General features: G+C 62.9%; 11 protein-coding genes. 9 read left to right on the plus strand and 2 right to left on the minus strand.

Going from position 1 to position 10,536, the window contains the following annotated elements:
- The 7 genes from CO670_RS31945 to ugpC form a co-directional block, all read left to right on the plus strand.
- Positions 1 to 170: aminotransferase class I/II-fold pyridoxal phosphate-dependent enzyme (locus CO670_RS31945; protein ID WP_141502458.1), on the plus strand; the 170-nt coding region annotated here is incomplete at its 5' end.
- 334 nt (positions 171 to 504) lie between these two features.
- Positions 505 to 1,467: a LacI family DNA-binding transcriptional regulator gene (locus tag CO670_RS31950; RefSeq protein WP_088677612.1), complete on the plus strand. Its 963-nt coding sequence runs from the start codon at positions 505 to 507 to the stop codon at positions 1,465 to 1,467.
- A gap of 68 nt (positions 1,468 to 1,535) precedes the next feature.
- Positions 1,536 to 2,774, plus strand: a complete 1,239-nt coding sequence (locus CO670_RS31955; protein ID WP_097594010.1) for a sugar ABC transporter substrate-binding protein — start codon at positions 1,536 to 1,538, stop codon at positions 2,772 to 2,774.
- A gap of 75 nt (positions 2,775 to 2,849) precedes the next feature.
- A complete protein-coding gene (locus tag CO670_RS31960) occupies positions 2,850 to 3,764 on the plus strand; it encodes a sugar ABC transporter permease (RefSeq protein WP_088689237.1) in 915 nt (304 codons plus the stop codon).
- Positions 3,764 to 4,627, plus strand: a complete 864-nt coding sequence (locus tag CO670_RS31965) for a carbohydrate ABC transporter permease (RefSeq protein ID WP_097594011.1) — start codon at positions 3,764 to 3,766, stop codon at positions 4,625 to 4,627. The genes CO670_RS31960 and CO670_RS31965 overlap by 1 nt, the downstream gene beginning before the upstream one ends.
- A 21-nt stretch (positions 4,628 to 4,648) precedes the next feature.
- Positions 4,649 to 6,571 (plus strand): glycoside hydrolase family 127 protein, encoded by a 1,923-nt coding sequence (locus CO670_RS31970; RefSeq protein WP_097594012.1) that lies wholly within the window; start codon positions 4,649 to 4,651, stop codon positions 6,569 to 6,571.
- A gap of 11 nt (positions 6,572 to 6,582) precedes the next feature.
- Positions 6,583 to 7,668, plus strand: a complete 1,086-nt coding sequence (gene ugpC / locus CO670_RS31975; RefSeq protein ID WP_097594013.1) for a sn-glycerol-3-phosphate ABC transporter ATP-binding protein UgpC — start codon at positions 6,583 to 6,585, stop codon at positions 7,666 to 7,668.
- A gap of 9 nt (positions 7,669 to 7,677) precedes the next feature.
- Here the strand turns inward: ugpC and dxr are convergent, their stop codons facing one another.
- The gene (gene dxr / locus CO670_RS31980; protein ID WP_097594015.1) at positions 7,678 to 8,868 is read right to left on the minus strand and encodes a 1-deoxy-D-xylulose-5-phosphate reductoisomerase; all 1,191 of its coding nucleotides are present in this window, start codon (positions 8,866 to 8,868) and stop codon (positions 7,678 to 7,680) included.
- A 338-nt stretch (positions 8,869 to 9,206) separates the two neighbouring features.
- Here dxr and CO670_RS31985 point away from each other — a divergent pair, with 338 nt between their 5' ends.
- Both CO670_RS31985 and CO670_RS31990 read left to right on the plus strand, forming a co-directional pair.
- Positions 9,207 to 9,857, plus strand: coding sequence for a hypothetical protein (locus CO670_RS31985; protein WP_097594017.1), 651 nt, complete (start codon positions 9,207 to 9,209; stop codon positions 9,855 to 9,857).
- 61 nt (positions 9,858 to 9,918) lie between these two features.
- Entirely contained in the window at positions 9,919 to 10,209 is a 291-nt protein-coding gene (locus tag CO670_RS31990; RefSeq protein WP_097594016.1) for a BON domain-containing protein, read from the plus strand.
- Between the two features lie 70 nt (positions 10,210 to 10,279).
- Here CO670_RS31990 and CO670_RS33205 read toward each other — a convergent pair whose 3' ends face one another.
- Positions 10,280 to 10,432, minus strand: a complete 153-nt coding sequence (locus tag CO670_RS33205; RefSeq protein WP_176539072.1) for a hypothetical protein — start codon at positions 10,430 to 10,432, stop codon at positions 10,280 to 10,282.
- Positions 10,433 to 10,536 lie beyond the last annotated feature (104 nt).

Genomic DNA, 10,536 nt, shown 5'->3' on the forward strand with positions numbered 1-10,536 from the left:
ACAATTGCGGCGTCTACGTCCAGCCGATCAACTATCCGACGGTGCCGAAGAAGACCGAGCGGTTGCGCATCACCCCGACGCCGCTGCATTCGGACGCCGACATCGCCCATCTGGTCGAGGCGCTGCATTCGCTCTGGTCGCGTTGCGCGCTGGCAAGGCACGTCGCCTGATTCTCTAATATCGTCCGGTTCGAATCGCGGCCAGAATCCCGATCGGGTTCTGGCCGCGATTGTTTTGCGGCCGTAAGACCTCGTCCTAAATCTCTCTCCACCTGAACGGCGCCATGCGGCGCCGGCGCGCTGGAACATGCCTTTCGGATCGACAGGTTCCGTATGCTTGGTTTTCACCGCACGGGCACCTTTGCGGCCGGGCTTCCCGGATTGTATGAGAAAACCTTTTCTCACTTGACAGTGAAGTTGGTAAAAGCTTTTCTCAGTCAACTTCAGAAGGAGGACATGCCTGAACATATCGGGAGGAAAGAGAGGCAGGATCACCATCCATGAGGTGGCGTCCGCTGCCGGGGTGAGCATCTCGACGGCGTCGAAGGCGCTCAACGATACCGGCCGGATGGGCGCGGAGACGCGCGAGCGGGTGAAGCGGATTGCCGGCGAAATCGGCTATCGGCCGAATGCGCTGGCAAGAGGCCTTCTCAGCAAGCGCAGCTTCACCATCGGGCTGCTGACGAACGACACCTACGGCCGTTTCACGCTGCCTGTGATGGCGGGTATTTCGGACGCCCTCGTCGATCATGGGGTTTCGGTTTTCCTCTGCGCCATCGAAGACGATCCGGCGCTTGCCCAGACCCATGTCGACGCGATGCTGGATAAACAGGTCGACGGCATCATCGCGACGGGAAAGCGCCTGGACAGGCGTCTGCCGGTCGATCTGTCGAACTTGCATGTGCCTGTCGTCTACGCCTTCACGGAGGGGACGCAGAACAGCGTTACGTTTCGTTCGGACGACGAACAGGGCGCGAGACTGGCCGTCGAGTGGCTGGCGAAGATCGGGCGGCGGCGGATCGCGCATGTCACCGGACCGGAGGACTTCTTCTCGGTGCGGGAGCGTGCCGGCGCCTATCATCAGGTGGCGGGTCACCGCGAGCCAGTGCTCTATGGCGTCTGGTCGGAAAGCTGGGGCCATGACGCGGTTGAGCAGCTTTGGAAGAGGCCTGGAGAAAAGCCGGATGCGCTCTTCTGCGGCAACGACCAGATCGCCCGCGGCGCGGTGGATGCACTGCGCGAGCGCGGCATCAAGGTGCCGCAGGACGTTTCGGTGATCGGCTTCGACAATTGGGAGATTGTCGCAGCCCAGACGCGGCCGCCGCTGACGACGGTGGATATGGAGCTGAAGGAGCTCGGGCGGCAGGCCGGATTGACGGTGCTGGCGCTTGCGGAAGGACGGCCAGTCGAGCCCGGAGTGCGGAAATTGCCCTGCCGGCTCGTCGTCCGGCAGTCATGCGGGGGATAGGCCCCCAGGAATGGCAATGAGGAAATGAACAAGGGCGCGAGGAGATGCGCCATATTGGGAGGAATGTCATGATCAAGCGTCTATTGGCGGCGACCGGCATCGCTACCTTGTGCCTCGTGTCGGCCGCATCGGCCGCCGAAAATGTCGAAATGTGGGTTCGCTCGGGGATCGGCGACGCCTTCAAGAAGGTCGTCGAAGCCTATAATTCCAGCCATGAGAACAAGGTCGTGATGACCGAAGTGCCGTTCTCGGAACTGGTGCAGAAATATGCGACCGCGATTGCCGGCGGGCAGGCGCCCGACGCGCTGTCGATGGACCTCATCTACAATCCCGCCTTTGCCGCGGCCGGCCAGCTGGAAGATCTGACGGACTGGGCAAAGTCGCTCCCCTATTTCAATTCGCTGTCGCCCTCGCATGTCCGACTCGGCACCTATCAGGACCGGATCTACGGCCTGCCGCTCTCTGTGGAAACATCGGTCTTTGCCTGGAACAAGGATCTCTACAAGAAGGCCGGTCTCGACCCGGAGAAGGCGCCGGCGACCTGGGAGGAAATCACCGCCAATGCGGAGAAGATCCGGGCGCTCGGTGACGACACCTACGGCTTCTATTTCTCCGGCGGCGGCTGCGGCGGCTGCATGATCTTCACCTTCACGCCGCTCGTCTGGGGGGCCGGCGCCGACATCCTGTCGGCCGACAGCAAGACGGCGACGCTCGATACGCCCCAGATGCGCAAGGCTGTCGACATCTACCGCAACATGGTCAAGAAGGACCTGGTGCCGGCGGGTGCGGCCAGCGACAACGGCACGAACTTCCTGACCTTTACCAACGGCAAGATCGGCCAGCAAAGTCTTGGCGCCTTCGCCATCGGCACGCTGGTGACCCAGCATCCCGAGATCAATTTCGGCGTGACCCTCATCCCCGGCGTCGACGGAAAGCCGTCGTCCTTTGCCGGCGGCGACAATTTCGTCATCACCAAGGGCACGAAGAAGATCGACGCGGTGAAGGAGTTCCTCGAATATATCTATTCGGAGGACGGCCAGAAGGTCATGGCGAAATATGGCAGCCTGCCGACGCGCGGCGATATCGCCGACAAGGTGCTGGAAGGTCTCGACCCGCGCATGCAGGTCGGTCTCAAGGCGATCAGCGTCGCCAAGACGCCCTATACGCTGCAGTTCAATGACCTGATCAACAGCGCGAACGGCCCATGGGCGACCTTCACCAATGCCGCGATCTTCGGCGACGACGTCGACGGCGCGTTTTCGAGCGCCCAGTCGGAAATGCAATCGATCATCGATAGCGGCCAATAACTCTCCCACGGCCGCGGCCGGGGAGCGGTGGCAGCTTCCCGGCCAATTTCAAATTGTCAGATGCGGAGCGTTTCGATGACCGGTTCCGGTTCGGATATCCTATTGCCTCGGCGAAAGCGACGGCGCAGATCGAACTGGCGCGGCCTTCTCTACATCGCGCCTGCCATGGCGCTGGTCATCGTCTTCTTCGTCATGCCGGTTCTCTTCACCGGATGGATGAGCCTTCACAACTGGCCCCTGATGGGCGCGTCCCGCTGGATCGGCTTCAACAATTATTTCCGCATGGTCAACGACACGCGGTTCATGGCGGCGCTGAATTTCACCGCCTATTACACCGTGATCGTCACCATCGCGATCTTCGCCGTCGCCTTTCCGCTGGCGATCTTCGTCGAAAAGGAGCGGCAGTTCGTCAGCGCCTATCGCACGATCATCTTCCTGCCCGTCGTCGTCGGGCTTGCGACCGCCTCGCTGCTGTGGGTCTGGCTCGCCAATGTCGATAGCGGCTTTATCGGCCCGGCTCTCAGAGCGCTCGGTCTCGTCGAGAAAAGCCCCAATCTGCTGGCCACCTTCGACACGGCCTTCCTGACGATCGTGGTGATGGTCGTCTGGAAGATCGCCGGCTTCACCATGATCATTCTCTTGACCGGGCTGCAGGCCATTCCGTCCGAGCTGACGGAGGCGGCCCGGATCGACGGCGCCGGCCGCTGGCAGCGGTTCCGGCATCTGACGCTGCCGCTGATGCGCAAGACGATCGCGCTGGCGCTGATCGTTTCCGTCACCGGCTCGATCCTCGCCTTCGACCAGTTCTACATCATGACGTCGGGGGGGCCGCAGAACAAGATGATCTCGGTGGTCTACTATATCTTCAACCAGTCCTTCGTCTCCTTCAATCTCGGTTACGGCGCCGCACTCTCGATCGCCCTTCTCGCCATCCTCGTCGCCATCAGCATCGTGCAGCTCTGGCTGCTGCGGGTCGGGGAGGAACGCTGATGACCACGTCAAAAGAGCGGCGCGCACGCAAGGCGGCCCGCGCGAAATCGGCCTATCATCTCACCGGCGTCGCGATCTCGATCTTCTTCCTCGCCCCCTTCGTGATCACGCTGCTTGCCTCCTTCCGGCCGGGCGCCGAATCCAGCCTGCCGCCCTTGCCGCCATGGCCGACATCCGGCGTCAGCTTCGATGCCTATGCGCTGCTCGATACTTTCGGCGCCGGCATCTGGCGGCACATGATCAATTCGCTGTTCGTTTCGGTCGCCACCGTCGTGCTCACCGTCCTCGTCAGCCTGCTCGCCGGCTACGGTTTCTCGCGTTACCGGTTTCCGATGAAGAATGTGCTCTTCGTGCTGATCATCGCCACGCTGATGATCCCGTTCCAGTCGATCCTGACGCCGCTCTTCATCATCCTCGCAAAGCTCGGCCTCAACAATTCGCTCATCGGGCTGACGCTCGTCTATGTGACGCTGCAACTGCCTTTCTCGGTTTTCATGATGCGCAACGCCTTCGATGCCGTGCCGAAGGAAATCGAAGAGGCGGCGCGCATCGACGGCGCGCGTGACCTGAGGCTGCTCGCGCGGGTTCTGCTGCCGCTGGTGCTTCCCGGCGTTGCCACCGTCGCGATCTTTGCCTTCCTCAATGCCTGGAACGAGTTCCTCGCCGCTTTGGTGCTGCTCTCCAGCAATGAGAAATACACCCTGCCGGTGCTGATGACGGCCGTTCGCGCCGGGCGGCTCGGCGCCATCAACTGGGGAGCGGTGCAGGCCGGTGTCGTCGTCATGACGATCCCCTGCCTGATCGTCTTCCTGCTTCTGCAACGCTACTACATGCGCGGGCTGATGGCCGGCGCCGTGAAATGACCCCTAGGGAAAGTGGAGCCCATGACCAAGTCAAGCAATGACCGCCAGTTTCGTCCCGTCGCCGTTCCCGATGTCGAACTTGGCGGCTTCTGGGGCAAATGGCAGGACGCCGTTTGCAATTCGACCGCCGAGACCCTGCTCGACCGCTGCGTCGAAGCCGGCATGCTGAAGGCGATCGACGTCAGCCAGCCGAGCCCCGGCGTCGTCATTCCCATCCAGCCCTGGGGCGGGACGACGCAGATGTTCTGGGATTCCGACCTCGGCAAATCGATCGAGACCATCGCCTATTCGCTCTATCGCCGGCCGAACGCGACGCTGGAGGCGCGCGCCGACGAGATCATCGACATGTATGAGCGGATGCAGGACGAGGACGGCTATCTGAACGCCTGGTTCCAGCGCGTCGAACCATCGCGCCGCTGGACCAATCTGCGCGATCATCACGAGCTCTATTGCGCCGGCCATCTGATGGAAGCCGCAGTCGCCTACTACCAGGCGACCGGCAAGCGCAAGCTGCTCGACATCATGTGCCGCTATGCCGATTACATGATCAAGGTTTTCGGCCATGGCGAAGGCCAGATCCCGGGCTATTGCGGCCATGAGGAAGTCGAGCTGGCGCTGGTCAAGCTCGCCCGCGTCACCGGCGAGAAGAAATATCTCGACCTGTCGAAATTCTTCATCGACGAGCGCGGCACCGAGCCGCACTTCTTCACGGCGGAGGCCGTTCGCGACGGCCGCAGCCTGTCGGACTATCATCAGAAGACCTATGAATATGGGCAGGCGCACCAGCCGGTGCGCGAGCAGAAGAAGGTCGTCGGCCATGCCGTGCGCGCCATGTATCTTTATTCCGGCATGGCCGACATCGCCACAGAATATAGGGACGACAGCCTGACGGCGGCGCTGGAAACCCTCTGGGACGATCTGACCACCAAGCAGATGTACATCACCGGCGGCATCGGGCCGGCCGCCTCCAACGAAGGTTTCACCGACTATTACGACCTGCCCAACGCCACGGCCTATGCGGAGACCTGCGCCTCCGTCGGCCTGGTCTTCTGGGCGAGCCGCATGCTCGGGCGCGGGCCGGACCGGCGCTATGCCGACATCATGGAGCAGGCGCTCTACAACGGCGCGCTGCCGGGCCTTTCGACCGACGGCAAGACCTTCTTCTACGACAATCCGCTCGAAAGCGCCGGCAAGCATCATCGCTGGAAGTGGCACCATTGCCCCTGCTGCCCGCCCAACATCGCCCGTCTGGTGACGTCGATCGGTTCCTACATGTATGCGGTGGCCGACGATGAGGTCGCCGTGCATCTCTATGGCGAAAGCACCGCCCGGCTGAAGCTTGCCAATGGTGCGGAAGTGGAACTGGAACAGGCCACCAACTATCCCTGGGACGGCGCCGTCGCCTTCACCGCCAGGCTGAAGAAGCCGGCCCGGTTCGCATTGTCGCTCCGCATTCCCGATTGGGCGGAGGGCGCGACCCTCAGCGTCAACGGGGCGATGCTCGACCTTAATGCGCATCTTCGCCAGGGATATGCGCGGATCGATCGCGAGTGGGCCGATGGTGACCGCATCGCGCTTTTCCTGCCGCTGGCGCTTCGCCCGCAATATGCCAATCCGAAGGTGCGCCAGGACGCCGGCCGCGTCGCCTTGATGCGCGGCCCACTCGTCTATTGCGTGGAAACGACGGACAATGGCGAAGATCTGAACGCCATCGTCCTGCCGCGCGAACTGCCGGCGGCCGAAACCGTCGTGATGAAGGATCTCAACGATGCCGTCGCCCTCGATCTCAAAGTCGAGCGCGAGGAAACGTCGGACTGGGGCGCGCCGCTCTATCGCAAGGCGCCGGCTGCAAGGCAGGTCGCCACGGCGCGCTTCGTGCCCTATCATCTCTGGGACAACCGTACGCCCGGAGAGATGCTCGTCTGGGTTCAGTCGGGCAAGTAGGTCGCTTGGGGATGACGAACGGTATGGGTAACAAGAGCGTCGTGCTCGAGGACGTGCGGAAAAGCTATGGCAGTCTGCAGGTGGTCCACGGGATCGACCTGACGATTGCCGAAGGCGAATTCGTCGTCTTCGTCGGTCCTTCCGGCTGCGGAAAATCGACGCTGCTTCGCATGATCGCCGGCCTGGAGGACGTGACCGACGGCGAGATCGAGATCAAGGGGCGCATCGTCACCGATCTCGATCCGTCCGGGCGCGGCATCGCCATGGTCTTCCAGTCCTATGCGCTCTACCCGCATATGAGCGTGCGCGACAACCTGGCCTTCGGGCTGAAGATGGCGCGCACCAGCCCCGCCGATATAGAGACGCGCGTCAAGGCGGCGTCCGCGATCCTGAAGATCGACCATCTGCTCGACCGGCGGCCGGGACAGCTTTCCGGCGGCCAGCGCCAGCGGGTGGCGATCGGCCGGGCGATCGTGCGCAAACCCGACGTCTTCCTGTTCGACGAGCCGCTTTCCAATCTCGATGCGGAGCTGCGCGTTTCCATGCGCATCGAGATCGCCCGCCTTCACCGCGAACTCGGCAATACGATGATCTATGTTACCCACGACCAGACCGAGGCGATGACGCTTGCCGACAAGATCGTTGTGCTGCGGGACGGCCGCGTCGAGCAGGCCGGAACGCCGCGGGAAATCTATGAGGATCCCGCCAATACGTTCGTGGCAGGCTTCATCGGCTCGCCCCGGATGAACCTGCTGAATGCCCGCTGGGGAGAGGCAGGCCTGGTCGAAGTCGCCGGCTCCCGCATCGAAAGCAGTTTCGTCGGAACCGCGGGGCCGGCCGGCAGCGCGGTGACGCTCGGCCTGCGGCCGGAGCATCTGAAGGTTGCGTCCGATCATCAGGGCAAGCTGACGGCGACGGTGGATTTCTCGGAATATCTCGGGGGGACGCAATATCTCTATTGCCAGCTGGCCGACGGTCAGTCGCTGACGGTCGAGCATCGTTCGCCGGTCAGCATCGCGGCGGGCGAAGAGGTCAGCCTGCTGTTCGAACCGGCGGATTGCAGATTGTTCGACGAGGCCGGCGGCCGGCTGCGGTAAGCGCGGCCTTCAGCCGGCGGCATCGAGCTTCATCAGTTCGGCCGCCCTTTGCCGGGCCAGCCTGTCGGCTACGAAGACATCGTCCATGGCGGAGGCCGGCGGCAGGTGGGCCAGATCGTCCATGACCCTTTCGGTGATGTCGGCCATGGCAAGGAAGGACAGGCGCCGCTCGATGAAGGCTTCGAGCGCCACTTCCTTGGCGCCGTTCAGCACCGCTCCTTGAACACCGCCGCGCGTCATCGCCAGCCGCGCCAGCCGCAAGGCCGGAAACCGGCGCTCGTCCGGCGCCTCGAAATCCAGCCGCGCGAGCCTGGCGAAATCAAGCCGCTCGACCGGCAGGTTCGGCCGGGGCGGGAAGGAGAGCGCATAGCCGATGGCGGTGCGCATGTCCGGTGTGCCGAGCTGCGCCAGCACCGAGCCATCGCTATAGCCGACCATGGAATGGATGATCGACTGCGGATGGAAGATGACCTCGATCTGTTCGGGCTTCAGCCCGAAAAGATGCCGGGCTTCGATCATCTCCAGCGCCTTGTTGAACATCGAGGCGCTGTCGATCGAGATCTTCAAGCCCATCGACCAGTTCGGATGGGCGCGCGCGGTTTCCACCGTCACACCGGCCATTTCTTCCAGAGAAGCGGTGCGGAAGGGACCGCCGGAGGCAGTCAGGATGACGCGCTCGATGGCATGGCGCTGGTTTTCTTCCAGCACCTGGAAAATCGCATTGTGCTCGCTATCGACAGGAAGCAGCCTGCCGCCGCCTTCGTGGATCGACTTGATGAAGAGATCGCCGGCCGAGACCAGGCATTCCTTGTTGGCAAGGGCGATATCGGCGCCGCGGCGGGCGGCTGCGAGTGTCGGCGCGAGGCCCGCCGTGCCGACGATCGCCGCCATCACCCAGTCCGCTTCGCGGTCCGCCGCTTCCATCAGGCCGGATTTTCCGGCGGCGACCGTAATGCCGCTGCCCGACAGTTCGTTTTTCAGGGATTGGTAATGCCGGTCGTTCGCCGTGACCGCCATCCGCGCGCCGAAGGACCTGGCCTGCCGGGCAAGCAGCTCAACATTGCCGTTGCCTGTCAGCACGGAGATTTCGAAGTTCTCCCGCCCGCCCAGATGGTCGACGACATCGAGGGTGTTGCGGCCGATCGATCCGGTCGAGCCGAAGATGCTGAGGCGCCGCGGCGCGGGGTTGCCGGTCATCATGGAATTTCGCGAAAAATCTCTCTCGTTAAGCTCTGGCTCTACTAGGCTTTGGAGGGAGCGGCAAGTGTGCGGTGCAGCAGATTTCAACCCTCAAGGGGTTTACAGGGCGCCGCCGGGATGTGATCCTCATAACATTCCCGAGCGAATCGGGATCTGCCGCGGCCGTTCACGATCGCAGGCAATTCACGGATGCTGCGGCGTCCAACAGGCGCTTCGGTGCCGACGGCCTCCGGCCAAAGATTGAACCAAAGAAGAACCGGAATCGCGGCTTGGCCCGTTCCCGCGCGTGTTCGCTGCGAACACTTCATATGCGCCGTCGCGAAAAACGATCGGATCTCATGACGACCTTCAAAATTGCATGCATTCTTTTCTCCATCCTGCCCTTTGTCGCCGCTGCGGCGCAGGCGGACGATCTGGTGATCTGGTCGCCGGCCAAGCTCTCCGACCGGTCCTACAAGGCGACGATGGGTTTTCGCCTGCCGGCGGAGTGGGAAACCAGCGCCGGCGCCGATCTCGCCCTTGCCTCGACCAAAGGCGGAGCGCTGCTGCCCGATTCCGAACAGGCGATGCTCTGGGGCAGGATCAGCAAGACGACCGTCACCCCGGCCGGCCAGTCGCAGCAGGGCGCCAGGATCAGCGTCGATACGCTGCGAGGCAGCGGCGCGCTGATGCTCAGCCGCTCGCGCAGCTGGATCCTGTCGGATTCGCTCGACATGCAATCGAGCCGCTCCGTCAGCGTCCGTTACGACCCGGTCGATGCCAGGCAGTCCTCGGTGACGGCGTCGCAGGCGCTGAAACTGATCTATCCCTGGACGGGAACCTCGCTTTCGGCGCGGGCGGGTGTCACCAACGCCAGCGGCGACTTCTCCAGCATGGTGGCGGTCAACCAGACCATCCTGCCGAACCTCAATCTCGATGCTTCGGTGAGCAATCCGTTTTCGCCGGATGAGGCTGGCAGCGTCAATCTGCGCTATCGCGTCAGCTGGTAGCGGCACGAAACCAAACGGGGCCGATGGCGTTTCTCCCTGAGGTTTCAAGGAGGAACGGAACATGGTTTTCAAGGAGCCGACATTTCATGGGCTCGAGCCTGAAATAGAAGCTGAGATCGCCAACCGCGCATCCGTCGAGGCGGCCGTTGCCAATGCGCTGGCGATCGCCGGCGGCATCGACGCATCGGATGTTGAGGTGACGATGGAGGAAGACCAGGTCGTGCTGACCGGCACTGTCGGCACGGTCGGCGAGATCGAAAGGGCAACCGCGATCGCCAGCGCCGTCGAGGGCGTGGATACGGTGCAGAACCGGATTTTGCTGGGCGGCCCCTCTGCAGGCGACCCGCATTGATATCAACTTACGTCTGTTTCAAAGCGCCGGCCTGCCGGCGCTTTCATTCTGTTGAGCCGGGCTTGGTCGATCAACCGGCGAAACGCTCGACCAGGAAGGAAGAGCCGGCCATCCGGTCGGTCTTTCCAGTGGTCACCGGCCCCTGCGGCTGATGAGCGATGGCAAGCAGCAGGGCGCTGACGGCGACATAGCCGATCGCCAGAAGAGTCATCTTGATACGCATGATCGATACTCCTGTTTCGCGATAAACGCGGCTGCTATTGCGAAGTTCCTCATGGCGGGATCAGATAAAAAGCCCGGCCGGGGAGGTGAACTGACCCCCGAAAG

Source organism: Rhizobium sp. J15, assembly GCF_002531825.1.
Lineage (GTDB): Bacteria > Pseudomonadota > Alphaproteobacteria > Rhizobiales > Rhizobiaceae > Rhizobium.

Coding starts and splice junctions, on each gene's coding strand:
- CO670_RS31965 (WP_097594011.1), top strand. CDS start 3,764: ATGACCACGTCAAAAGAGCGGCGCGCACGCAAGGCGGCCCGCGCGAAA.
- dxr (WP_097594015.1), bottom strand. CDS start 8,868: ATGATGACCGGCAACCCCGCGCCGCGGCGCCTCAGCATCTTCGGCTCG.
- CO670_RS31985 (WP_097594017.1), top strand. CDS start 9,207: ATGACGACCTTCAAAATTGCATGCATTCTTTTCTCCATCCTGCCCTTT.
- CO670_RS31970 (WP_097594012.1), top strand. CDS start 4,649: ATGACCAAGTCAAGCAATGACCGCCAGTTTCGTCCCGTCGCCGTTCCC.
- ugpC (WP_097594013.1), top strand. CDS start 6,583: ATGACGAACGGTATGGGTAACAAGAGCGTCGTGCTCGAGGACGTGCGG.
- CO670_RS31960 (WP_088689237.1), top strand. CDS start 2,850: ATGACCGGTTCCGGTTCGGATATCCTATTGCCTCGGCGAAAGCGACGG.
- CO670_RS31955 (WP_097594010.1), top strand. CDS start 1,536: ATGATCAAGCGTCTATTGGCGGCGACCGGCATCGCTACCTTGTGCCTC.
- CO670_RS31990 (WP_097594016.1), top strand. CDS start 9,919: ATGGTTTTCAAGGAGCCGACATTTCATGGGCTCGAGCCTGAAATAGAA.
- CO670_RS33205 (WP_176539072.1), bottom strand. CDS start 10,432: ATGCGTATCAAGATGACTCTTCTGGCGATCGGCTATGTCGCCGTCAGC.